The 24,922-nt window shown below is 66.5% G+C and carries 18 protein-coding genes; 8 read left to right on the top strand and 10 right to left on the bottom strand.

From position 1 onward, the window contains the following. The gene (gene odhB, locus ACT53K_RS10405) at nt 1-1,200 is read left to right on the top strand and encodes a 2-oxoglutarate dehydrogenase complex dihydrolipoyllysine-residue succinyltransferase (protein WP_476228553.1); all 1,200 of its coding nucleotides are present in this window, start codon (nt 1-3) and stop codon (nt 1,198-1,200) included. Nucleotides 1,201-1,294: 94 nt separating this feature from the next. Beyond that, complete coding sequence (gene lpdA, locus ACT53K_RS10400) at nt 1,295-2,686, top strand: dihydrolipoyl dehydrogenase (protein ID WP_476228552.1); 1,392 nt, start codon at nt 1,295-1,297, stop codon at nt 2,684-2,686. 116 nt (nt 2,687-2,802) lie between these two features. On the opposite strand, the gene ACT53K_RS10395 is transcribed toward lpdA, so the two are convergent. After that, nucleotides 2,803-3,453 (bottom strand): YoaK family protein, encoded by a 651-nt coding sequence (locus ACT53K_RS10395; RefSeq protein WP_476228551.1) that lies wholly within the window; start codon nt 3,451-3,453, stop codon nt 2,803-2,805. A gap of 80 nt (nt 3,454-3,533) precedes the next feature. Here ACT53K_RS10395 and ACT53K_RS10390 point away from each other — a divergent pair, with 80 nt between their 5' ends. Continuing rightward, the gene (locus ACT53K_RS10390) at nt 3,534-4,163 is read left to right on the top strand and encodes a trimeric intracellular cation channel family protein (protein ID WP_476228550.1); all 630 of its coding nucleotides are present in this window, start codon (nt 3,534-3,536) and stop codon (nt 4,161-4,163) included. Nucleotides 4,164-4,179: 16 nt separating this feature from the next. Here the strand turns inward: ACT53K_RS10390 and ACT53K_RS10385 are convergent, their stop codons facing one another. Next, nucleotides 4,180-6,462, bottom strand: coding sequence for a glycoside hydrolase family 3 N-terminal domain-containing protein (locus tag ACT53K_RS10385; protein ID WP_476228549.1), 2,283 nt, complete (start codon nt 6,460-6,462; stop codon nt 4,180-4,182). A gap of 168 nt (nt 6,463-6,630) precedes the next feature. Between ACT53K_RS10385 and ACT53K_RS10380 the strand changes: the two genes are divergently transcribed. After that, a complete protein-coding gene (locus ACT53K_RS10380) occupies nt 6,631-7,632 on the top strand; it encodes a LacI family DNA-binding transcriptional regulator (RefSeq protein ID WP_476228548.1) in 1,002 nt (333 codons plus the stop codon). Between the two features lie 10 nt (nt 7,633-7,642). Further along, nucleotides 7,643-9,097 carry a glucoamylase family protein gene (locus tag ACT53K_RS10375; RefSeq protein WP_476228547.1) on the top strand — a complete coding sequence of 485 codons (1,455 nt, stop codon included), beginning with the start codon at nt 7,643-7,645 and terminating at the stop codon, nt 9,095-9,097. A gap of 111 nt (nt 9,098-9,208) precedes the next feature. Here ACT53K_RS10375 and ACT53K_RS10370 read toward each other — a convergent pair whose 3' ends face one another. Next, nucleotides 9,209-10,741, bottom strand: coding sequence for a tryptophan halogenase family protein (locus ACT53K_RS10370; protein ID WP_476228546.1), 1,533 nt, complete (start codon nt 10,739-10,741; stop codon nt 9,209-9,211). Between the two features lie 148 nt (nt 10,742-10,889). Continuing rightward, nucleotides 10,890-14,012 (bottom strand): TonB-dependent receptor domain-containing protein, encoded by a 3,123-nt coding sequence (locus ACT53K_RS10365; protein ID WP_476228545.1) that lies wholly within the window; start codon nt 14,010-14,012, stop codon nt 10,890-10,892. Nucleotides 14,013-14,570: 558 nt separating this feature from the next. Between ACT53K_RS10365 and ACT53K_RS10360 the strand changes: the two genes are divergently transcribed. Further along, on the top strand, nt 14,571-16,256 hold the full coding sequence (locus ACT53K_RS10360; protein ID WP_476228544.1) for a glycoside hydrolase family 125 protein: 1,686 nt from the start codon (nt 14,571-14,573) through the stop codon (nt 16,254-16,256). A gap of 47 nt (nt 16,257-16,303) precedes the next feature. Here ACT53K_RS10360 and ACT53K_RS10355 read toward each other — a convergent pair whose 3' ends face one another. Then, nucleotides 16,304-17,692 carry an esterase-like activity of phytase family protein gene (locus ACT53K_RS10355; protein ID WP_476228543.1) on the bottom strand — a complete coding sequence of 463 codons (1,389 nt, stop codon included), beginning with the start codon at nt 17,690-17,692 and terminating at the stop codon, nt 16,304-16,306. Between the two features lie 119 nt (nt 17,693-17,811). On the opposite strand from ACT53K_RS10355, the gene ACT53K_RS10350 reads away from it, so the two are divergent. Beyond that, nucleotides 17,812-19,200: a M20/M25/M40 family metallo-hydrolase gene (locus ACT53K_RS10350; RefSeq protein WP_476228542.1), complete on the top strand. Its 1,389-nt coding sequence runs from the start codon at nt 17,812-17,814 to the stop codon at nt 19,198-19,200. A 41-nt stretch (nt 19,201-19,241) separates the two neighbouring features. Then, a complete protein-coding gene (pdeM, locus tag ACT53K_RS10345; RefSeq protein ID WP_476228541.1) occupies nt 19,242-19,904 on the top strand; it encodes a ligase-associated DNA damage response endonuclease PdeM in 663 nt (220 codons plus the stop codon). 94 nt (nt 19,905-19,998) lie between these two features. Here pdeM and ACT53K_RS10340 read toward each other — a convergent pair whose 3' ends face one another. From ACT53K_RS10340 to ACT53K_RS10320, 5 genes are all read right to left on the bottom strand, one after another. Continuing rightward, a complete protein-coding gene (locus ACT53K_RS10340) occupies nt 19,999-20,715 on the bottom strand; it encodes a head GIN domain-containing protein (protein WP_476228540.1) in 717 nt (238 codons plus the stop codon). 117 nt (nt 20,716-20,832) lie between these two features. After that, a complete protein-coding gene (locus ACT53K_RS10335; protein WP_010545041.1) occupies nt 20,833-21,366 on the bottom strand; it encodes a CarD family transcriptional regulator in 534 nt (177 codons plus the stop codon). Between the two features lie 267 nt (nt 21,367-21,633). Then, on the bottom strand, nt 21,634-21,972 hold the full coding sequence (fdxA, locus tag ACT53K_RS10330; protein WP_476228539.1) for a ferredoxin FdxA: 339 nt from the start codon (nt 21,970-21,972) through the stop codon (nt 21,634-21,636). Between the two features lie 66 nt (nt 21,973-22,038). After that, nucleotides 22,039-22,335 carry an RNA-binding S4 domain-containing protein gene (locus tag ACT53K_RS10325; protein WP_476228538.1) on the bottom strand — a complete coding sequence of 99 codons (297 nt, stop codon included), beginning with the start codon at nt 22,333-22,335 and terminating at the stop codon, nt 22,039-22,041. Continuing rightward, on the bottom strand, nt 22,328-24,805 hold the full coding sequence (locus ACT53K_RS10320; RefSeq protein ID WP_476228537.1) for a helicase-related protein: 2,478 nt from the start codon (nt 24,803-24,805) through the stop codon (nt 22,328-22,330). Before ACT53K_RS10320 ends, ACT53K_RS10325 begins: the two co-directional genes overlap by 8 nt. Nucleotides 24,806-24,922: the final 117 nt, after the last annotated feature.

Raw genomic sequence — 24,922 nt, 5'->3', positions numbered from 1 at the left:
ATGGCCACCGAAGTCAAAGTCCCCACGCTGGGCGAGTCGATCACCGAAGCAACCGTCGGTGAATGGCTGAAGAATCCGGGCGATCCCGTCCGTGCCGACGAGCCGATCGCCAGCCTCGAGACCGACAAGGTCTCGGTCGAAGTCCCGTCGCCGGTCGCCGGCGTGATGGGCGAACAGATCGTCAAGGTCGGCGATACCGTCGAAGTCGGTGCCGTGATCGCGATCATCGCTGGCGAAGGCGCTGCGGCTGCTCCGGCTGCTGCACCTGCGGCTGCCCCCGCTCCGGCCGCTGCACCGGCGCCTGCCGCCGATGCGGCTGCGCTGTCGCCTTCGGTGCGCCGTGCGGTTCTGGAAACGGGCGTCGATCCCTCCACCGTGCAGGGAACCGGCAAGGACGGTCGCCTGACCAAGGAAGATGTGATTGCCGCCGCCAGTGCCAAGCCTGCCGCCAGCCCGGCGCAGGACACTGCCCCGGTCGCTGCGCCCGCCGCCACCGGTGGTCGCAAGGAAGAGCGCGTGCGGATGACTCGCCTGCGCCAGACCGTCGCCAAGCGCCTGAAGGAAGCCCAGAACACCGCCGCGATGCTCACCACGTTCAACGACGTGGACATGAGCGCGGTGATCGAGGCGCGCGCCAAGTACAAGGACCTGTTCGAGAAGAAGCACGGCGTCCGTCTGGGCTTCATGGGCTTCTTCGTGAAGGCTGCCTGCATGGCGCTGAAGGACATCCCCGGCGTAAACGGCTCGATCGAGGGCGATGAGATCGTCTATCACGATTATTGCGACATCTCGGTCGCGGTCTCGGCCCCGCAGGGCCTGGTCGTGCCGGTGATCCGCGATGCGCAGGATCTGTCGGTCGCCGGCATCGAAAAGACGATCGGCGATTTCGGCAAGCGCGCCAAGGACGGCACGCTGAAGATGGACGAAATGAAGGGTGGTACCTTCACCATCTCCAACGGCGGCGTGTTCGGCTCGCTGATGTCGACGCCGATCATCAACCCGCCGCAGTCGGCTGTGCTGGGCCTGCACCGGATCGAGGATCGTCCTGTGGTCCGCAACGGTCAGGTCGTCGTCCGCCCGATGATGTACCTCGCGCTCAGCTACGACCACCGCCTGATCGACGGCCGTGAAGCCGTGACCTTCCTCGTCGCGATCAAGAACGCGATCGAGGATCCGACCCGGCTGCTGATCGACCTGTAATTCCCTTGCGCCCCCGCCCGAAGCGGGGGCGCAACGCCCTTTTGGGCCACCCCCCTGCGCTCCCGCCGATGCCGGAGCACGCATGGAGCATAAAATGGCTGAATATGATTTCGACGTCCTGGTGATCGGTGCCGGCCCCGGCGGCTATGTCGCTGCGATCCGTGCCGCGCAGCTGGGCCTGAAGACCGCCTGCGCAGAAAGCCGCGAGACGCTTGGGGGCACCTGCCTCAACGTCGGCTGCATTCCTTCGAAGGCGATGCTCCATGCGTCGGAATATTTCGACGCCGCCGCCAATGGCGCGATGGCGAAGATGGGCGTCAAGGTCACGCCCGAGCTCGACCTCGACACCATGCACGGCCAGCGCCGCGACGCGGTGAAGCAGCTGACCGGCGGCATCGAATTCCTGTTCAAGAAGAACAAGGTCACCTGGCTGAAGGGCCGCGCCAGCTTCGAGGACGCACACACCGTCTCGGTGGGCGACCAGAAGGTCACCGCCAAGAACATCGTCATCGCCACCGGCTCGTCGGTCACCCCGCTGCCGGGCGTGACGATCGACCAGAAGGTCGTCGTGGATTCGACCGGCGCGCTCGAACTGCCCAAGGTGCCCGAGCACATGGTCGTCATCGGCGGCGGTGTGATCGGGCTTGAGCTGGGCAGCGTGTGGCGCCGCCTGGGCGCCAAGGTCACCTGCGTCGAATATCTCGACCAGATCCTGCCCGGCATGGACGGCGACGTCCGCAAGGAAGCCAACAAGATCTTCAAGAAGCAGGGCATCGAGTTCAAGCTGGGCACCAAGGTGACCGGCGTGGCGGTGAACGGCGACAAGGCCACCCTCACCCTCGAGCCCGCCGCCGGCGGCGCTGCCGAGACGCTGGAAGCCGATTGCGTGCTGGTGTCTATCGGCCGCCGTCCGAACACCGACGGGCTGGCGCTCGACAAGATCGGCCTCGCCACCAACCAGCGCGGCCAGATCGAGACCGACCACAGCTTCCGCACCAAGGTCGATGGCGTGTGGGCGATCGGCGACGTGATCCCCGGCCCGATGCTCGCCCACAAGGCCGAGGACGAAGGCATTGCCGTCGCCGAGAACATCGCCGGCCTGACCGGCATCGTGAACCACGACGTGATCCCCAGCGTCGTCTACACCTGGCCCGAAATCGCCGGCGTCGGCCTCACCGAGGAAGCGGCCAAGGAACGCGGCGAAGTGAAGGTCGGCAAGTTCCCGATGCTCGCCAACAGCCGCGCCAAGACCAATCACGAGCCCGACGGCTTCGTGAAGATCATCGCCGATGCCAAGAGCGACCGCGTGCTCGGCGTATGGGTGATCGCCAGCGTCGCCGGCACGATGATCGCCCAGGCCGCGCAAGCGATGGAGTTCGGCGCGACCAGCGAGGACATCGCCTATACCTGCCACGCCCACCCGACGCATTCCGAGGCGATCAAGGAAGCGGCAATGGGCGTGCGCGGCAAGCCGATCCATATCTGAGGGTAAGCCACCCTCACCCTCCCTCTCCCAAAGGGAGAGGTGTATATCTCCCTCTCCCTTTGGGAGAGGGACGGAGCGGCGCAGCCGCGGAAGGGTGAGGGTGAACGTTTTCGAGCCTACCCCCGCAGCCGCCGCGTAACCCGCGACACCGCTACCGTCAGCACCGCTGCCGCCATCGGCGCCAGCCATAGCGCGCCCCAGCCCCAGCGGAACTGCGCCGATGCGCCCGATACCGCGCCGGCGACAAAGCCCAGCCACAGCGCCAGGAACGGCACCCAGCCGAACGGGTCGCGGTCGCCCATCAGCGCAGCGCCCAGCTTCTGACCCATCTTGACCAGCGATCCGGTCATGTAGGTCACGCCGATCGTCACTTCGCCGTCGCGGTTGAACACGCCATTTTCGGTGCCCATCGCTGCCGCGAGCAGCAACAGCACCTGCGGCCCCGGCGCGATGCTGGCGACGATCGCGGCGAGCAGCAGCAGCAAGGTCACCACCGCCATCACTGCACCGTGATGCGCCGCCGGCCGCGCCCGCACGAGCACGCTCGACAGGATCACACCGGCCACGAAACTCATCACCAGCGCTGCCGCCATGGCCGCGTCGCCCGGCACATAGGCACCCAGCCCGACGCCGAGCCGGGTCGAGTTGCCGCTCATGAACGAAGCGAAGAAGCCACCGAAACAGGTATAGGCAAGCGCATCGACGAACCCGGCGAGCGCCGCGAGACAGACCGCCATCACAATCAGCGGAGATTCCGTACGTTGCATGGCCCGCTATTTGCCCCAGCAGCGCGCGTATCGCCAGACCCCGTTTGACTTGTCGCGATGCGCCGCGCCAAAGACGGACCATGCCCGTTCCCGTCCCCCAGATCGGCCCGATCCTGCCCTGGCTCGACCTGTTCGGCATCGCCGTGTTCGCCGCCACGGGTGCGCTGGCGGCCACAAGGCGCGACCAGACGATGGTGACGGCAACTTTCTTCGCGCTGATCACCGGCGTCGGCGGCGGCACGGTGCGCGACCTGCTGATCGGTGCGCCGGTGTTCTGGGTGCACGATGCGACCGTCGCCAGCCTGTGCCTGGCGATGGCGCTGATCGTCTGGTTCACGCCGCAGCATTGGTGGAACGACCGGACCTTTGCCTGGCTGGATGCGCTGGGGCTTGCCGCCTATGCCGCGTTCGGCGCGGCCAAGGCGCTCGGCTATGGCATCCCGCCGGTGCCGGCCGCGGTGATGGGCGTGGTGACGGCGTGCGTCGGCGGCATCATTCGCGACGTGTTGGCCGGCGAGCCGTCGATCCTGATGCGGCCGGAACTCTATGTGACGGCAGCTGCGCTCGCCTCCTCGGTCTATGTCGCGCTCAGCCTGCTGGGCATGCCGCCCCTCGCCGCCGGGCTGGCCGCCGCAGCAGCAGGGTTTGCGCTGCGGGCGGCGGCGATCATCTGGAAGCTGGGCCTGCCCGCCTATCGCGGCGGGCGGTAACACCGTCGCTGCGGGTTCAGGCCGCCTGCAAGGTGAAGCTGCCCCGCACCCCTTCCGCCTGTGCCGACGGCGCCACCCAGATATCGAACTGCCCCGGCTCGACCGTACGGCGATTGGCGAGGCCGAAAAATTCCAGATCGGCGCGACGCAGCGTGAACTGCACCACCCGGCTCTCGCCCGGGGCCAGCGGCACCTTGGCGAACGCCTTGAGCTGGCGCACCGGCCGGGTGACGCTCGCTACCCGATCGTGAATGTAGAGCTGCGCCACTTCCACGGCGGCGCGGCTGCCATGGTTGGTCAGCGTGGCACTGACGGTCAGCGCGCCCTCCCATGCCATCACCGCGGCGAGCTTCAGGTCGCTATAGGCGATCCGGCCATAGGTCAGGCCGTGGCCGAACGGGAACAGCGCTTCGTTGGGCAGGCCGCGATAATGCGTCTTGAACGATTCAAGCAGCCCGTCCCCATTGGGACGGCCGGTCGGCTTGTGGTCATAATGGTACGGCTCCTGCCCCCCGGCGATCGGAAAGCTGACCGGCAGACGGCCGCTGGGGCCGTGCACGCCGTACAGAATATCGGCAATCGCGTTGCCGGTCTCCGAGCCGAGCTGCCAGGTGACGAGCAATGCCGCGGCATCGCGGATCGCGCCTTCCAGCGCCATCGCCCGGCCGTTCTTCAGCACCACCACCATCGGCTTGCCGGTGGCAGCGAGTGCCTCCGCCAGCGCCTGTTGCGCATCGGGAATAGTGATTTCGGTGCGAGACTGCGCCTCGCCCGACCAGTCCTGCGGCTCGCCGACCGCCAGCACCACGACATCGGCGGCGCGCGCCGCGGCGACGGCTGCTTCGATTCCGCCGGGGATCGCGGCATCCGGCTTGCAGCCTTCCACCACCGTCACCTGTCCGCCGGCCGCCTTCATGCCGGTGTCGAGCGCCACGGCCTGCGCATCGTCGCCATAGACGCACCAGCCGCCGATCAAGTCGTGCTGGCCAGTGGCAAACGGGCCGACCAACGCCACCTTTGCCGATTTCGCAAGCGGCAGCAGATCGCCCTGATTGCGCAGCATTACGATCGACTTGCACGCCGCCTCGCGCGCCAGCGCGATCGACGCCGGCTTGCGGGAGCGGGCCTTTTCGCGCGCCGGATCGATGCGGCGAAACGGATCGTCGAACAACCCGAGCATCGCCTTCATCGCCAGCACGCGGCGGACCGAACGATCGACCAGCGCCTCGGACACCGTACCGGAACGGACCAGCTCAGGCAGGTGGAGCATATAGAGGTTGCTCTCCATGCTCATGTCGACGCCCGCAATCAGCGCCAGACGCGCCGCGTCGCGCCCATCGGCGGCGACACCGTGCGCGATCAGTTCCTCATCGCCCGTATAATCGGACACGACCACGCCGGGGAATTTCCACTCGCCGCGCAGCACGTCGGTCAGCAGCCAGTGGTTCGCCGTGGAGGGCATGCCCGAAATTTCGTTGAACGACGCCATGGTGGTGCCGCACCCGGCATCGAACGCCGCCTGAAAGGGCGGGAAATAGGTTTCGCGCAGCGTCCGCTCCGACATGTCGACTCTGTTGTAATCGAGCCCGGCCTCGACGGCGCCATAGCCCGCGAAATGCTTGGCACAGGCCATCATCGCATCGTCGGCGGCCAGATCCTTGCCCTGGAACCCGCGCACGCGCGCGGCGGCGAACAGCCGGCCGAGCAGCACATCCTCACCGGCGCCTTCCATCGCGCGGCCCCAGCGCTGGTCGCGCGCGATGTCGACCATCGGCGAGAAGGTCCAGTCGATGCCGGCGCCCGCCCCTTCATAGGCGGCGATGCGGGCGGTGCGTTCGGCCAGTTCGGGTTCGAAGCTCGCCACTTCGCCGGTCGGGCTGGGGAAGATGGTGCGATGGCCATGGACGACATCGGCGGCGAACAGCAGCGGAATTTTCAGCCGCGATCGCGTCATTACCGCCTGCTGCATGCGCTGCGCCATCACTGCGCCATTGCCGTTGAACACGCCGGTCAGCCGCCCGGCGACTGCGTCCTCAACCTGCTTGTCGAAATTGCCCGAAGCCGGCGGATTGAACCCGGCGGCGCGGTCGCCGCCCCAGGCCGAGGCACGCAGCGTCAGCTGCCCGGCCTTTTCCTCCAGCGTCATCCGCGCCATCAGCGCGTCGATCATCGCGCTGTGGCGAGGGCTGAGCGACGCATGTGCCTGCACCAGCGCAGCCCGCAAGGGACTGGCCACCCAGGCACTGGCGAGGCCCAGCGCAGTGATGGCGCCGCGTCTCGAGACGGTAGCAATGGCCATTTCGTGTCTCTCTCCCATGGCCCGCTGGCGCGATGCATCAAAATGCCCGCTGCATAACAGTTGACCGATTGTTGTAACCGGTTACTTATTGGCTCGTCGCAATGTTGGCAATCCTCGGCGGCGCGCCTAAAAATGCGCTGGCAAAGTCTGCGTCGGGAGGAAAAAAGCTTGAGCCGATCCACGGCCACCATTCGTGATGTCGCCCGGATCGCCGGCCTGTCGGTGGCATCGGTATCGCGTGTGCTCAATGGCCATGCCAGCGTAAAGGCCGAGACGCGCGACAAGGTGGTAACGGCCATGCGCGACCTGCGCTACACGCCGCATGCCGGCGCGCGCAGCCTCAGCACCGCACGCAGCCACGCGCTGGGCGTCGTGCTGCCGGGCATTTATGGCGAGTTCTTCAGCGAGCTGGTGCGCGGCATGGAGGCCGCAGCGCGTGAGCAGGGTTATGTGCTGCTGCTGTCCAGCATGCTTGCCGACCCGGTGCTGGCGCGCCAGGCACTCGCGGCGATGCGCGGCCGCGTCGACGGGCTGATCGTGATGGCGCCGCAGCTCGATGCCGCCGAGCGCGAATCCACCCTGCCCCAGGCGCTGCCGACCGTCTTGATCAACAGCCCCGAGACCGACGACCATTTCGCGCTCCGCGTTGACAATCGCAGCGGCATTGGGGCGGTGGTACAACATCTGCTGGCGGGCGGACGCCGCGCGATCGTCCATCTGGGCGGCGACCCGGCCAATATCGACGCGCGCGAGCGGGCAGAGGGCTATCGCGCCGCGATGACCGCGCTGGCACCCGAGCTGCCGCAGCGCGTGCTGAACGGCGATTTCCGCGAGGAAAGCGGCGTGGCGCTGGCCCGCATGCTGCTGGCCGAAGGTGCGCCGCTGGACGCGATCATCGCCGGCAACGACATGATGGCGCTGGGCGCGATGCAGGCCCTGCGCGAAGCAGGGCTGGCGGTGCCCGGTCAGGTGGCCGTTACCGGCTTTGACGACGTGCCGCTGGCGCGGTTCGCCGACCTTACCACCGTGCGGATCGACATCGCGGCGATGGGCTCGCGCGCTGTCGAGGCGCTGGTGGCGCAGATCGATGCGGACGACGAACCTGCCATTGGCACCGAACTTTGTGAAACGCGGCTGATCGAACGAGGAACCAGCCAGACCGCGCGTTGAGGAGACTGGAATGCCCGAAGGAATGAACCGGCGCGCCGCCCTGTGCGCCGCGGGGAGCAGTGTTGCCGGCGCGATCGGCGCCGCCGCACTGCCGGCGATCGCGGCTCCCGCCGCACGGCCCGCGCTCCCTGCGTTTTTCGACGATCTGGAGCACCGCACCTTCCGCTTTTTCTGGGAACGGACCAATGCCGCCAACGGCATGGTGCCTGATCGGTGGCCGACGCCCGCCTTCTGCTCGATTGCGGCGGTGGGGTTTGCGCTGACCGCCTATCCGCTGGGCGTGGAACGGGGCTGGATCAGCCGCCGCGCCGCACGCGACCGCACCGTCACCACGCTGCGCTTCCTCAGCGGCCTGCCGATGAGCGATGCGCGCGAAGGCGTGGCGGGGCATCGCGGCTTCTTCTACCATTTCCTCGATATGCAGACCGGCCTGCGCTATGGCCGCTGCGAGCTGTCGACCGTCGATACCTCGCTGTTCCATATGGGCGCGCTGTTCGCTGCCGGCTGGTTTGACCGCGCCGATCCGGTCGAAGCCGAAATCCGCCACCTTGCCTATGATCTGGTCGAGCGCGCCGAATGGGACTGGTTCCAGCAGGAACGCACCCCGATTTCGATGGGCTGGCATCCCGAAAAGGGTTTCATCGACCGCCCCTGGGATGGGTATAACGAGGGCAAGCTGGTCTATCTGCTGGCACTGGGATCGACGCGCCATGCCGCGCGCGACGACAGCTGGCAGGCCTGGTGTGCGCCCTATCCGCGCTTCTGGCGCGGCGAAGGGGCCACCCGCCGCCTGGCCTTCGCGCCGCTGTTCGGCCACCAATATACCGAGGCCTGGGTCGATTTCCGCGGCATTTACGACGCGCCGATGCGCGCGGCGGGGTTCGACTATTTCGAGAACAGCCGTCGCGAGACCTTCGCCAACCGCGCCTATTGCATCCGCAACCCGATGCGCTGGTCAGGCTATGGCCGCGACATCTGGGGCCTGACGGCGTGCGACGGGCCGGGCAATTTCCCGGCCGCCGGCCACGGCGCGGATGCAGCCTATCGCGGCTATAGCGCGCGCGGCCCGATCGACGAGCCGGATGGCTTTGACGACGGCACCCTTGCCCCCACAGGTGCGCTGGGCTCGCTCGCCTTCGCACCCGAAATCGCCATTCCGGCCGGGCTGGCGCTCCATCGCCGCGCCAAGGCTGACCCGCGCCTCTATGGCGACTATGGCTTTCGCGATTCGTTCAACCCCAGCTTCCGCGACACACGCGTGAAGCTCGACACCGGCAGCGTGGACGCAACGCATGGCTGGGTCGCGACCGACTGGCTGGGGATCGACCAGGGCCCGATCCTGATGGCGATCGCCAATTATCGCAGCGAGGCGGTGTGGCGCGTGATGCGCCGTTCGCCGCCGATCCTGCGGGGCCTGCGTCGCGCCGGATTCCACGGCGGCTGGCTCGACCGCGCGCCGGCCTGAGTGCGATAGCGAAACCCGGCCCGCGAAGGCGCGGGCCGGGTCCGTTCGGGCGGCAGGGGCCGCCCTCCACCAGGGCGCCGGGGGACACCCTGGTGAATCCGTGATGCGCCCTTACCCGTCGACGCGCGCTGCACAGTGGCGGGCGATGAACGCCTCGTGCGGCGGCATCAGCCCGACATTCGCCTCGATCACCTTTTCGACATGGCCGACCAGCCCGAGCATGTCCTCGTCACGCACCCAGTTGACCGCCGGGTGATAGGCGCGCGGCTCAATGCCCTGGCCCAGCATCACCTGCACCCAGCTCGTCAGGCCGAACATCTCGGTGCCGTTGCGGAAAAACTGCCCGTTGGCGCGGAACAGATCGATATAGGCGCGCAGGCTGTCGGGGATGTCCATGGTGCGCACATGATTCCAGAATGCGGAATCGTCGCGGGTGGTGGCGCAATAATGCAGGATGATGAAATCGCGGATGCGCTCATATTCGAACTGCGCCTGTTCGTTATAGGTGTTGCGCAGCGCCTCGTCGCACGCCGTATCCGGGAACAGCGCCATCAGCCGGTTGATGCCCGACTGGATGAGGAAGATCGCGGTCGATTCCAGCGGCTCGATAAAGCCCCCGGCAAGGCCGAGCGCAACGACATTCTTGTCCCACAATTTGTGCCGCTTGCCGGTGGTGAATCGGATCAGCCGGGGATCGCCGAGCGGCTTGCCATCCAGATTGGCGAGCAGGAAGGCGGCGGCCTCGTCATCGCTGATCGCGTTGCTGGCATAGACATAGCCGTTGCCGGTGCGGTGCTGCAGCGGAATGCGCCACTGCCATCCCGCAGCCCGCGCCGTCGAGCGCGTATAGGGCGTCGGCGGACCGACCTTTTCGCACGGCACGGCAAGCGCCCGGTCGCACGGCAGCCAGTGCGTCCAGTCCTCAAAGCCGACCCCCAGCGCATCGCCGAGCAGCAACGAACGAAAGCCCGTGCAATCGATGAACAGATCGGCCGCAACGGCGGCGCCGCTTTCCAGGGTAACGCTGTCGACAAAGCCGCTCTCGCCGTTGCGGTTGACCGCGATCACCTTGCCTTCGATCCGCGCCACACCCTGGGCTTCGGCACGGCGGCGCAGAAAGGCGGCATAGCGCACCGCATCGAAATGATAGGCATAGGCAATTTCGGCGAGCGGCGAATTGGGCGGCGCATCGCCGGGCGCCACCATGAACTTGCCGAGCGGCGCGGCCACCGTGTTGAGCGAATAGGCGCTGATATCCTTCGCCTTGCCCGCCGCGCGCGCCTTCAGCCAATATTGGTGGAACGGCATCAGCCCCAGATCGCGCCCGATCGTGCCGAAGCCATGGACATAGCTGTCGCCGATCTTGCCCCAGTCGTTGAACTGGATGCCCAGCTTGAACGTGCCCTGCGTCTGGCGGACGAATTCCGCCTCGTTGATTTCAAGCAAGCGATTGAAGGCGGACAAGTGCGGCACGGTCGCCTCGCCCACGCCGATCAGGCCGATTTCTTCAGATTCGACAAGCGTGACGCGGATGCTGCGCCCGAAGGACTTCGAAATGGCTGCGGCTGCCATCCAGCCGGCAGAGCCTCCGCCGATGACCGCAATGCTGCGGATCGGTGCGCTGGTCGATTGCTGCGCCATCATACCCCCGAAGAAAACGACACGCCGTCATACCGCCCGCGGCGCAGCCGAACCAGTACACGCAAGGGGCAGGTCACAGCAGATAGCGGAAAAGAAAAGGGGCGCTCCGGCGGCACAAGGACCGACGGAGCACCCCCAGTCATGGGCTAGATCAGAACCGCACCCCGGCCGAGAACTTCACCGTGAAGGGGGTTCCGACGATAGAACCGTTCGGGTTGTACGCGGCGGATACAGGTATCCCGTTATTGCTGGTCGTAGTGATCGCCAACGGATCATAGTTCTTCCAGTTGAACAGGTTCAGTATGTCGACGCGGCCATAGGCGGTAACGCCGCTGACCAGGGTAAAGTTCTTGGTCAACTGCACGTCGATATCCTTGTAGCCAAGGAAATCGCTTGGCTTGAGGATGGCAATCCCGGCGGTGCCGCCACCAATGGAGTTGTACGGGTTACAGCCAGGGATGCCGGTATTGCAGCCATAGATCTGGCTGACCGACTGCGACGTCGCCAGCGACAGCTTGCCGCCGAACTGAATGCCCCAGGGCAGATCATAGGTGCCCGCCACCACCAGCCGGTGCCGCGGCACGGCAGTCGACCGCTGCATCGGGTAGCCGTTGATCGTCGGATAGTCGAACATGTACATGTTCCCGGCCGACCCATAGGCGTAGGAGTTGTTCTGCGCCGCCGCCGAATAGGTGTAGGAGACAGTCGCACTCCAGCCCGATTCCTTGGTGTAGGGCTTCTGCGCCGCCAGAGAGACCTGGAGGTTGCGGTCCTTGAAGCCGTTGTCCCACAGGATCAGCGAGCCGATGCCCGGCACGCCCTGCGCACCCCACTGGCTGCCATTCTGGTAGAAGGCACCATTGGCATAGCGCGCGCCCCAATGGCCGTAGATGCCGTCGTAGCTGGCAATGTAGGACAGGGTCGCCTGGGTGTTCCAGTCGCCGATCCGGTTGCGGATGCCCAGGCTGAACTGGTCCGCATAGGGCGTCTTGATGTTGTTTCGGATCAGGTCGACTTCATGCGAAGTCGGGCTGGTCTGCAACGTCGCCAGGCCCTGCGGCGTCAGATAGGCATCGTTCCACTGATAGCAGTGCCGGTTCGGGTCGATATCGGCCTGGGTCTTGCACTGGCCGCCGCCGAACGTGTCGTTCGTCTGCGCCGACGGGAAGAAGACCTGCGGGTTGTTGTTCAGCGCGATCTTGGTGGTTTCGAGCGCCAGCGTGCTGAACAGGTTGCGGTTGTACGAACGGGCATAGCCGCCGAACAGCACGAATGACCCGTCTTCGTGGAAGTCATAGGTGAAACCGATGCGCGGCGAGAAATTGTGCGGCGCCTTACGGTTGCTGCCGGTGCTGACATAATCGTTGATGTTGATCCCCGGCGCACCCGGCACGCTGGTGGCCAGCGCCTGGGCATAGGACGTGGTCGTGGTACAGGTGGACGTTACCGGCGCGCAGTACGGCCCGTTGAGCGCCGCCACGACCGGCGATGGAGTCACGTAGTTCAGATAGGCCGGCACCTCTTCATGATCCCAGCGCAGGCCGAGATCGAAGGTCAGCTTGTTGTTAACCTGCCAGTTGTCCTGCACGTACACGCTGTACTGCTTGTCGGTCGTCGTGACGTTCGGCGAGTAGCCGGGCACGACGTTCGCGAACTGGACCTGCCACGGCGTCTGACCGACACCTGCGGAGCTGACCGCATAATAATAGGTGGCATTGGCCAGGTCGGTGCTGGCATTCTGGGTCTTCAGCGTGATCGCGCCATAGCTGGCGCCGATCTTGATGGTGTGGTCCCCCATCCAATGCACGTTGGGGAAGGTAACGTTGTCGGCAAAGGTCCAGCCCTTCTGCCGGTTGACGATGCCGACGCCCGAGCCGGGGCCTCCGACATTGATGATCGACGCGCTGTTCTGTTCGCTGTTGAACGCCGTGGGCGGATTCGGGAACCAGGAATATTGGAACTGCGGCGAAGCCTTGGTCGTCACCGCCGCCGAGTTGGAGTCCTGATAGGAGATCCGGAACTCGTTGACCCAATTGTCCGCGCTGTGCTGCCAGCGCATGTCGCCGCGCTTGACGTCGTTCTTGTACGGAACCGCGGTCGACGCGGCATTCTGCCCGCTCGCGCCGGTGATGTTGGTTTCCAGACGCAGGTTTCCGGTAAATTCGATCCGGTCGTTCGCGGTCGGCTCGACGTCGATCTTGCCGAAATAGAGGTTTTCCTTGAACGGGTTGGTCACCGCGCCGAACTGGTTCGACACGTTCTGGGGCAGCAATGCGATCGCAGAGGCCGGCACGGCACCGCTCGGGTAAACCGTGTTGGAGATAGCGAGGCTCTTGTGCTCCCAGGTGAAGAAGAAGTGCGCGACGTCCTTTACGATCGGGCCGCCCAGCGCAGCGCCATATTCCTTGCTCGACTGGCTGGCCTTGGTGGTCTCGCCCGGCAGCGAGGCACGGAGATTCTGGTCGGTATAGTTGCCGAAAATCTCGCCGTGGAACTGGTTGGTGCCCGACTTGGTCTGGGCGATGATGATCGCGCTCGATGCATCGCCATATTCGGCGCTGTAGTTCGAGGTGACGACCTTGTATTCGCCGATGGCGAGCTGCGGGAACGGGTTGCCCGGATCGCCATTGCCGTCCGAGCCACCGCTGCCGGTGAAGCCGGAGCCGGAGCCGCCGGTGCCGCCGCCGCTGCCGACATAGTCCTTCCAGCTCACGCCATCGATGTAGACGTTCGCCGCCGAATCGAGCTGGGCGCCGCCGCGAATCGACGTGTTGCCCTTCTGGTCGCGCGTGAAGGTCATGCCGGGTACGGTGTCGGCGAATTCGAGGAAGTTGCGCGTCGACTGCGGCAGCGAGGCGATGTCGTGCAGCGACACGATCTGGTTGACCTGCGAGGAATGGACCTCGACGGTCGGACGCCGGCCGACCACCACCACGGTGTCCTTGTCGGCAGCGACACGCGGCGCTTCAAGATCGACGACCGAGACCGAGGCCACCGCCAGGGTGACATCGGCGTCCAGCTTGTCGCCTGCAGTGACGTGATAATTACCGGCCGGCAGGCCTGCGATCACATAGGTGCCATCGGCGCTGGCTGTGGTCTTGCGGACTGCGCCCGTGTCGACTTCCGTCACCATGACGGTCGCGCCCGCAGGCGCCTTGCCGCGCAGCGTCGATTGCGATGTCTGGGCATATGCCGGCGCAGAAACTGCCAGCGCAATGCTTACTGCCAGCGTGGAAATACCCGCCGCACACGCACGCGTTCTATGCTTTACCATCCTCTCCCATTCCCCTTTACTTTTCGCTCTTGGAGCATCGGCTTCGCGCCGCCGTCCAGAGGCGATTCCTGTTACCCAGAGTAACCGTTTACAACCGGTAGTAACCGGTTACAATAGCCAGCAAGCCCCGCCTGTACGGTTGCGAATCACGTGTTGCGCGCAAGCCTCACCTGGCGCCACGCAGCGCGCTTCCCCTCGGGATCACGGCAGCCTTCCTTCGCCGTTCGAATCGCCGCCGTCTTCACCAGAGCAGAGCATCACGCGCGAAGGAGAGGAACCATAATGCCATTGAAAACGAAGGTTAAATTCTGTGTCGCGGCAGCATTTTCCGTTGGCATGGTCACAGCGACGTGCCCGGTCGCCCTGGCCGCAACCCGGCCGGAAGCAGCGCGAACCGTCTCTCTCAAATTGAGTGAAAGCGACGTCATTCCGACCGGAAACGACTGGATCGCGCTCCCGTCCATCCAGGCCCGCGATGGTGCACTGCGAGATCTCAACATGATTTCGCTGCGATATCGCGGACTGATTGAAATTGCTGGCGCAGAAGGCAAACCATTGATGACGCCGTGCATCGAAATCGATGGTGTCGCGCGGCCGCTTTCGCAGTTGCAATGGAGTTTGCGCGACTATTGGATTCCCACAGCCACCATGGAGGCGGACGGCCTCCGCGTGCGACTTACCTATGTCGCGCCGCCCGATGCCCGCGCCGCGGTGATCCGCTTTCAAGTCGATAACCGGCGCGGCCAGCCGGTTCGCGTGGCGCCGTGCATGGACGTGCGCTGGGGTGAGACCCACCGTGTCACCTATTCGCCGGTGCCGCTCAGCGGCCGCCGCTGGTACACGCCGACGCCGATCGACACCGACATGGCGATTTTCCACTATGGCACCGACGACAGCCATTTCGCCTGGGGCTTTTCCTATGTCGGTTCACAGGCGACGGTGCGGACGGAAGGCGATCCCGGCCTGCGCGCCGTGCATCCGCAGACGCTGGCGCCAGGTGCCGCGCTCGACATGCATTTCCTGATCGGCGCGGGGCTGGAGGAATATTCGGCCGCCTATGCGATGCGCGTGCTCGAAAAAGCGATCGACCGCTATGGCATGGACGGCGTGATCGACCGCGCCGCCGACGATGCGCATCGCCGCACGCGCACCACCGGCCGCGCCGACCTTGATCTGGTGATGAACCGCAACCTGCTGTTCACCACCTATTTCGCCTGGGGCCGCGCGATCGACACCGAAGACTTCGTCGGCATGACCTCGCGCTCCAACCGCTATTATGTCTCGGCCGCCTATTGGGACCGCGATGCGATGCTGTGGAGCTTCCCGGCGCTGCTCGATAGCGACCCGGCCCGCGCCGCCGCTGCGCTCGACTATGCCTTGGGCATGCAGGCGCGCAACGCCGGCGTGCACAGCCGTTTCATCGACGGCATCGTCCTCGAAGAGGGGTTCGAGCTGGACGAACTGATCGCCCCGGTGATCGCGCTCGGCCAGTATCTCGACGCGACGCAGGACCGGGCGATGCTCGAACGACATCGCGCCGCGCTGGCATCGATCGCCGCACGCCTCGCCGAACAGCGCGACGCGAAGACCGGGCTCTATGCGACCTTCCAGGACGCGCAGGATGAATATATCCGCAAGCCCTTCTCGATTTCCGACAATGTGCTGACCTGGCAGACGCTGCAGACCCTCGCCGCCATCGCCACGCGCGAGGGCCAGCCGGCGCGCGCCCGGGCCTTCCGCGACGAAGCCGCGCATCTCAAGGCCGCGATCCTGCGGTACGGCGTGCAGGCCGGTGCGCCCGGCGCCGACGGCCCGATCCTTGCCGCCACCGTCGACGGCAGCAGCGGCGACTTCATGGACGTGCCGCCGGGATCGCTGATGAAGCTGCCCTATATCGGCTTCCTCAGCGAAGACGATCCGCTGTTCCAGCGCACCTATGCCTGGCTGCACGGGCCGAACTATCGCTACAGCTTTGCCGGCCAGCGTTATGGCCTGCCCGGCAGCTATCGCCTGCCCTTCACCACCTCCTGGGCGGTGGCAGACCATCTGCGGCTGAAGGCAGGGCGCGCGCTGGCGCTGAAAATCCTGACCGAAAGCGCATGGGACGGGGGCATCATGAGCGAGGGTGTCCGCCCCGAGGACGGCCAGCCCGACCATCAGGGCCTCGCCTTCGCGACCGCTGCCGGATACGTCGCCCACGCCATTTGCGAGCAATATTGCATCGACCGGCCGGCGCGGCACTGACCCGAAGGGGCGGCGCGTTTCGTCCGCGCCGCCTTGCTGCGGGGTGCCTATTTTTTGTCGTCCGATAGGGCGAAGTGCTGGGGGACGAAGCCGGACAGGTCTCGATCGGTAAAGCCGATCACATAGAAGCGGCTGGGGCCGGTGCGATCGGGCACGAAGTCATTATCGTTGGCGATGTAGAGCGTGTGGAGCATCTGCCCGCGACAGGCGACATCCGGCCCGAAGCTGAGCCCTTCGATCTTGGCGGGAATGTCGGTGGCGGCAATCCCCGCCTTGGTCAGCAGCGCCACCAGATCGAGGAACGGCGCGGCCGGCTTGGCCAGCATCTTCGCGGCAGCCGCCTTGCCGGACAGCGCGGTGATGTCGGCAGCCCCGGCAATGTCGATCAGGAACAGCTGCTTCACCTTCGCAGCGCTGCCCTCGCCCAGCCCCTTATTGTCGCGCTCGTCGACCAGAAACTGATGGTCGTTGACCGCCACGATTTCGCTGACGCCCGATCCGGCGGTGAGCGGATAGCCATATTCGTGCGCCGCGCCGCTCGCGATGTCGACGGTGACGATCCGCAGCATCCGCGCACTTTCGGGAACGGCCTTGTCCTGCGCCAGCGGGCCTTGCAGCATGCCGACCAGCGTCTTGCCGTCGGGCGTGATCGCCAGCCCTTCCATCCCCTTGTTGGCGACGCGGCCCGACGGATTGTCCGCAATCTCTGCCTTGCCGTGCGGCGACGGTTTGGCAATCGCCAGATTGGCAGGCAGTGCGAAGGTCTTGACCAGTGCGCCGGTGGCACGGTCGAACTGGCGCAGATAGGGGCCGTATTCGTCCGACACGAACACGCTGCGGCCATCACGCGCCACGCGCAGCCCTTCCGGATCGAGCCGGGCGTCGGCAGGATTGGCCGAACTGCCCGCGCCGAAATTGTCGGAACGGCCGGTGAAAGAATGGCGTGTGGACGTGTTGATCCCCGGGGCACCGCCGCCCAGCGGCTTGCCATCGCTCCGGGTACCGAGCCCCGTGCCGTCGCCATAGGCCAGCGGCGCCGGGCTCCACAGCAGTGTCGTCGCGGTCAGCACCGGCTTGAGCGTGAAGGGCAGCGCAGCACCCGGTGCGGCGGGTGTCAGCACCATGTCGAGCGTATCGAAGCGCGATACGAACGACACCGTATCGTCGACCGCGGCGTTATAATCGGTGGCATTGGGTCCGCGATCCGGCGCGGCGAGGAAGTGGTTGCCGCCCGCCCAGGCGAGCGCGGAGCCGGTTCCGCCGAGCATATTGGCAGGCAGCCCGTTTTCCAGTCGATAGTCGAGCCCGGAAAGATCGACGCCCGTGCCGGCACTGCTGCCAGCCAGCGTACCCTGTGCGAGCAGCACGATCTGCGCCTCGGCCGGGCTGGCCGCCGCCAGCGCCCCGGCCGCGAGCCCTGCGAGCATTCGTAGCATTGTTGTTCCTTCCCGACCCGCGCCCCCGCAGCAGCGGGGCTACGCTGCCCGGATGACAGTTCGGCGACAAGCGGCAGCCAAGGCTTGCCCCGTGCAGGTGGCAGGCGTAGCCCCCGGCCATGCTCGACTCGAACCCCGTTCTCGCCTGCGCCGACAGCCAGCTCGACGCCAGCCTCGACCGTCTGTTCGCGCTGATGCGCGTGCCGTCGATCTCCACAGATCCCGCCTATGCCGGCGACTGCCGCCGCGCCGCCGAACTGCTGGCGACCGAACTCGGCGAACTCGGTTTCGACGCGCGGGTGGCCGACACGCCGGGGCATCCGATGGTGGTGGCGCATCATGACGGCGCCGGCCCACACATCCTCTTCTATGGCCATTATGACGTGCAGCCGGTCGATCCGCTCGCGCTGTGGACGCGCGACCCGTTCGAGCCGTGGATCGACACCCGCGCCGATGGCACGCGCACCGTCGTCGGGCGCGGCGCGTCGGACGACAAGGGCCAGCTGCGCACCTTCATCGAGGCGTGCCGCGCCTGGAAGGATGCGACCGGGGCCCTGCCCTGCCGCGTCACCCTGCTGCTCGAAGGCGAAGAGGAATCGGGTTCGACCAGCCTCGAGCCGTTCCTCCACGCCCATGCCGAAGAGCTGAAGGCCGATTTCGCCATGCTGTGCGACACGCTGATGTGGGACCATGACACGCCCGGCATCACCATCGGCCTGCGCGGGATGACCGCCGGCCAGGTGACGGTACGCGGGCCCTCGCGCGACCTGCATTCGGGCCTGTATGGCGGCCCGGCGCGCAACCCGATCCAGCTGCTGTGCAGCATCCTGGGCGAGATGAAGGATGCCGATGGCCGGGTGACGCTCGACGGCTTCTATGATGGCGTGCCGGAAGTCGACCCGGTGGTGCGGGCGAGCTGGGACGCGCTGGGCTTCGATGCCGATACCTTCCTCGGCGAAGTGGGCCTCAGCGTGCCCGCCGGCGAAAAGGGCCATGACGTGCTCGAACAGAGCTGGTCGCGCCCGACGGCCGAAATCAACGGCATCTGGGGCGGCTATATCGGCGAGGGGTTCAAGACCGTGATTCCTGCCGAAGCCCATGCCAAGGTCAGCTTCCGGCTGGTCGGCACGCAGGATCCGGACAAGGTCTGGGCAGCGTTCGAGGCGCATGTCCGCAGCCGCCTGCCTGCCGATTGCTCGGCCGAGTTCCTCACGCGCGGCCCCGGCAATGCCGCCGTCACGCTTTCCAGCGACAGCGGCCCGCTCGCCGCGACGCGCGCAGCGCTGGATGCCGAATGGGGCAAGTCCGCGCTGCTTGGCTGCGGCGGGTCGATCCCGGTGGTCAATTCGATCCGGTCGATCCTGGGGATGGACAGCGTGATGGTCGGCTTCGCCCTGCCCGACGACAATATCCATTCGCCGAACGAGAAATATGAGCTGAAGAGCTTCCACAAGGGCATCCGCTCCTGGGTGCGCATCCTGGGGGCGCTCGGCGAAACCGCCGCCTGAGGGGCATTGACGCCATCGCGCGGACGCGGGATAGCCGCGCCATGGTTCCCCTTTCGTTCGCCGGCCAGGATTTGCGCGCGCTGCCCGAAGGCGCGCTCTACTGGCCGACGCGGCGCGCGCTGCTGGTCGCCGACCTGCATTTCGAGAAAGCGAGCTGGTTCGCGAAAGCCGGCCAGATGCTGCCCCCTTATGATTCACTCGCGACGCTGCAGGCGCTGGGCGCGCTGGTCGATCGGCTCGACCCCGCCGAGCTCTGGTGCCTGGGCGACAGCTTCCACGACGGCGAGGGCTGCGCGCGCCTGCCGGACCCGGCGCGCGCGCTGCTGCTGGGCCTCACCGCACGGCTCGACTGGCACTGGATCACCGGCAATCATGACGCAGTGCTGGTCGATCATTGCGGCGGGACCGTCCACCAAGAGGCGGTGGTCGACGGGCTGGTGCTGCGCCACGAAGCCCAGGCGGGCGAGCCGCGGCCCGAACTGTCCGGCCATTTCCACCCCAAGCTGCGCCTGACGGTACGCGGCCGCCATGTCGCCCGCCGCTGCTTCGTGGCGACGGCGACCAAGCTGATCCTGCCCGCCTTCGGCGCGCTCACCGGCGGGCTGGACGCCGGACACCCGGAAATCGTCCGCGCCGTAGGCCCGGGCGCCGAGGCGCTGGTGGCAACCGAACACAAGCTGCTGCGCTTTCCGCTGGCTGCGTAGCGACGGTGGCGTTTCCCAATCCTCCCCCGCCAGGGGGGAGGATTAGGGAAGCTTTATGCCACCCCGCCCTCGTCCCAAGCCAGCGCGCATCACCTCACGAACACTTTGCACTGCCCGAGCCCATCTTGCTGACCGAGCATTGCGCGCCGCCGGTCAGCACTGCGCCGCCCGAGCCGACGATCGACACCGATGCCTTGCCGTGCACCGCCGCGGTGACATCGCCCGAGCCCGCAATCGACACGTCGGCAGCGGCAGCGGAAAGGCGCGCGGCCTTGATATCGCCCGAGCCGGCGATCGAGGCATCGAGCTGGTCGGCCGTACCCACCGCGCTGAGGTCGCCCGAACCGGCGATGCTGAGCGACAGCTTGTGCGCCTGCACCGCAGCGATGTTCAGATCGCCCGAACCCGCGACGGCGGCATCGAAATCCCCCTCGGCACGCGCCACGTCGAGCGTGCCCGATCCGGCGACGGCGGCGGCGGTCAGGCGCGGCAGGATGACGTGCACCGTCACACCGCGATCCGAATGGAACCAGCCGCTATGCTGCTTGCGGCCGATCTTCAGCTTGTCGCCCTCGACCCGGATGTCGAGCAGGTCGAGCGCCTTGGGATCGCCCTCAGCCCGGACGGAGAAGCTGTTGCCGAGACTGACATCGACATTGTCGGGACCGCGCAATTCGACCTGCGTGAAGCCGGTGGCGGCGTAATTGCGATTGGCGCCGCCGCCGCTGGCGGGCGCGGCCTTGCCGCCTTCCCAGCTCGCGTGGCAACCCGTGGCCAGCGGCAACAAAGCGGCGGTGAGCAACAGGCGCATTCCGATCCTCCTCATCCTTGTGTATTGCTATCCTAATACACGATCGAATGCCCAACGAAAAGGGGGCGCGGCACCATGGCCTCGCCCCCTTTTGCTCCGACCCTTCGGGTTCGCGCCTCAGGCGGGAACCTTGTCCTTGTTATGGATCGCTGCGGCCTTGCGCAGGATGTCCAGGATCTTTTCCAGCGCCGCCGGCTCGTCGATTTCTTCCATCGCGGCGAGTTCGCGGGCGAGGCGGCTGGCCGCGCCTTCGAAGATCTGCCGTTCGGAATAGCTCTGCTCGGGCTGGTCGTCGGCGCGGAACAGGTCGCGGACCACTTCGGCGATCGAAACCAGGTCGCCCGAATTGATCTTCGCTTCATATTCCTGGGCGCGGCGCGACCACATGGTGCGCTTTACCTTCGGCTTGCCCTTCAGCGTATCAAGCGCTTCCTTGAGCGTCTTGTCGCTGGAAAGCTTGCGCATGCCCACGCTCTCGGCCTTGTTGGTCGGTACGCGCAGGGTCATTTTTTCTTTTTCGAAACGCAGGACGTAGAGTTCGAGCTGCATCCCAGCAATTTCCTGCTTTTGCAGCTCGATCACACGGCCCACGCCGTGCTTGGGGTAAACGACATAATCGCCGACATCGAAGGACAGCGCCTTGGCAGCCATGTGCGAGGAACCTTTCGTGAATTACCGACCCCGATCGATTGCGGTGCAGGTCCGGCCGCGCGTGGCGCGTCGAACAAGCGGGACTCGGGGCATACGCTAGCGTCTCCGGGCGAAGGCGAGTCTTTGCCTTCGTCACCGGCTATTTAACACGCTCGTAATAAAATTACCAGCCAAACGTCACCATCGCTGCGCAGAAAACTGCACAACGGCGCAGGATTGTCCCATATTGGTCTTGTCGGCGGCCGGCGATGCGAATCGCCGGCGCGATCAATCGCCCTTGCCCGGGTTGGCAGAGAAATATTTGTCGAACTTGTCGGTCTCGTTCTTCATCGCATCCGCATCGGCCGGCGCTTCGCCCTTCTGGGTGATGTTCGGCCACTGCTCCGAATAGACGCGATTGAGCTCCAGCCACTTTTCCAGGCCGTTCTCGGTATCGGGCAGAATCGCCTCCGCCGGGCATTCCGGCTCGCAGACGCCGCAATCGATGCATTCGTTCGGATTGATGACGAGCATGTTCTCGCCTTCATAGAAGCAGTCGACCGGGCACACCTCGACACAATCCATGTACTTACACCGGATGCAGGCGTCGGTGACGACATAGGTCATGGGAGAAACGGTCCTTGGTTGCGATCGAAGAAATGCCGGCCCTGCTATGCGCCGCTGCCGCGCACGTCAATCAGCTGTGGCAGCTTCTGCGGCATTATCGGTGATCAGATCCTCATAACAGCCGCGCGCCTCTGCCGGCGGCCCCCGCCGCACGGGCAAGGCAATAACGCGGAGCACGCGCACCTTGCCGTATAGCGGGAAGGCGAGCACCGACCCCACCCGTACCGGCGCCGCCGATCGCTCGATCCGCCGCCCGTCGAGCCGGAGCCGCCCCTGTTCGCAGATCGCCTGCGCGGCGCTGCGCGTCTTGGCGATCCGCGCATGCCAGAGAAAGCGGTCGAGCCGCATCGCCACCTCAGCCATTGCGCAGCACTGCCAGCGCGGCAAAGGCGTTGCCGGGCACCGCCGCCGGCCTGGGCTTGGCGAGCGGCGTGAGCCCCTGCCAGATCCAGCGTTGCGGCGCGTCGCCTTCGCCGCGCGCGGTGCGGAAGCCGAGCTGCGCCATCAGCCGCGCCAGCGTGTCCGGCGTGATGCCGATCGAGGTGGCGAGCGCGGGATCGGGTGCGAAGGGTTTGCGCCCCTGCCGCGAGTCGTGGGCCGCCCGCGCAATCCGCTCGACCAGATCGACCCGCACCGCCTGCGCGCCGAACGGGCGGAAGCCATGGATCAGATCGGCACCGGCCGCGTCGCGCGGCAGCACGACTGCGCTGGGCGATGGGCCGTCGCCCAGCCCCATCAGCGCGCGTCGCCGCGCCGCCGCTTTCGCCTTGAGCAGCGAGGGCGCAAAAATATCGAGCGTGCCGATCGTCATGCCGATGGTGCGCAGCCGCTTGCGCGCCGTGGCGTCGAGCGCCTCCACCATGGCGCCCGCCGCGCGGCGCGGCAGCATGCCGCCCGCCTCCAGCAGCGCATTCGCCAGCGCCCGCAGCGGCGCGCCCGCTTCGGCCTCGCGCGTGATCGCATCGAGCCTGGCGAGAACCGGCAGATCGGCGCGCACGCGATCGGCAAACCAGCGCTCGAGCCGCGCCTGCACCGCCGCCTTCGCCTGCGGATCGAGCACGTCGAGCGCGCGATCGAGCTGGACGCGCGGCCGCACCATGTTCGCACCGGGCTTGAGCAGCGCGATGCCATGGCCGCGCCACAACAGCATCGCGCCTTCCTGCGCCAGTTCCGCATCGGGCGCCTCGGCGAGCGCCGCACCGCGGCGGCGATATTCGCCCGCCAACCGCTTTTCGGCAGCGGCGAGCAGCATCCTTTTGTCACCCGCCCGCGCTTCGGGCGCGACGCTGAAGCGGAAGCCTTCGAGGCGGCCGAGCGGATGTTCCTCGACCATCACTTCGCCCTCCGGCCCGATCGTCACCGGCAGCGCGCTGGCATCGCTGCCGATCTGGCGCAGCAGCACGGTGGTGCGCTTGTCGACGAAGCGCTGGGTCAGGCTGGCATGGAGCGCATCGGACAGCCGCTCCTCGATCGCGCGGGTACGTTCGGCCCAGTGCGCCGGGTCTTCCAGCCAGTCGGCGCGGTGCGCGATATAGGCCCAGCTCCGCGCGGCGGCGATGCGCCCGGCCAGCGTCTCGACATCGCCCCCCATATTGTCGAGCCGCTGGATTTCGTCGGCGAACCATTGGTGCGGCACATGGCCGCGCCCTTCGGACAGGTGGCCGAAGACCCGCCCGACGAACCGGGCATGGGGATCGACGCCCAGCTTGCGAAAATCCGGCAGGCCGCACGCCGCCCATAGCCGCGCGACCATGCGCGGATGGCGCACCCGGGCGCGCACCCAATCCTCTTCGGCCAGCCGCTTGAGCACGGCAAGGTCGATCGCCTGCGGCGCGGCGCGCAGCACGTCGGACTGCGGCTTGGCCTCCAGACTGTCGACCAGCGCGTCGATGCTCGAAAAATCGGGCTCGCCCTCGCGCCAATAGAGATGGTCGAGACGCGGCACCTGATGCCCCTCGATCGCCAGCACTTCCTCGGGCGTGAAGGCATCGGGGCCTTCCTCGTGCAGCGCACCGAAGCTGCCGTCTTTCTGGTGGCGGCCGGCGCGGCCGGCGATCTGCGCCATTTCGGCAATCGTCAGCCGGCGCTGGCGCCGCCCGTCGAACTTGTAGAGCGAGGCAAAGGCGACATGGTGGACATCCATGTTGAGGCCCATGCCGATCGCGTCGGTGGCGACGAGGTAATCGACTTCGCCGGCCTGGAACATCGCCACCTGGGCGTTGCGGGTGCGGGGGCTGAGCGCGCCCATCACCACCGCTGCCCCGCCGCGCAGCCGCCGCAGCGCCTCTGCCACGGCATAGACTTCCTCTGCCGAGAAGGCGACGATCGCCGAACGGCGCGGCAGGCGGGAGAGCTTCTTGGCGCCCGCATAGCTGAGCGTCGAAAAACGCGGCCGGCCGATCACTTCCGCTTCGGGCACCAGCGCCTTGAGCATCGGGCGCAGGCTGTCCGACCCCAGGATCATCGTCTCTTCCCGGCCCCGTGCGCGCAGCAGCCGGTCGGTAAAGACATGGCCGCGCTCCGGATCGGCGCCGAGCTGCGCCTCGTCGAGCGCGACGAACGCCAGTTCGCGCTCCAGCGGCATGCTCTCCGCCGTACAGCAGAACCAGCGCGCCTTGGGCGGCAGTATCTTTTCCTCGCCGGTGATCAGCGCGACTTCGTTCGGCCCCTTCATCCGGACGACACGGTCATAGACTTCGCGCGCCAGCAGCCGCAGCGGAAAGCCGATCATGCCGCTGGCATGGCCGCACAGCCGCTCGACGGCCAGATGGGTCTTGCCGGTGTTGGTCGGCCCAAGCACCGCCGTGACGGGTGAACGCGCGAACTGGCTCATCGTGCTCCCAAGATCGTTCCGGACGAGCCCTTAGGCAACTCCCCCCAATTGCGTTTTGCACATGCGGATGGTTAATCCACGACAGTTTCGCGCGCGCCTGCCCTTTCGCCCCGCGCG

The sequence above is a fragment of the Sphingomonas sp. DMC8 genome (assembly GCF_056314185.1).
Note: the sequence above shows the minus strand (reverse complement) of the source record. Positions and strands in the feature narration are given on the sequence as shown.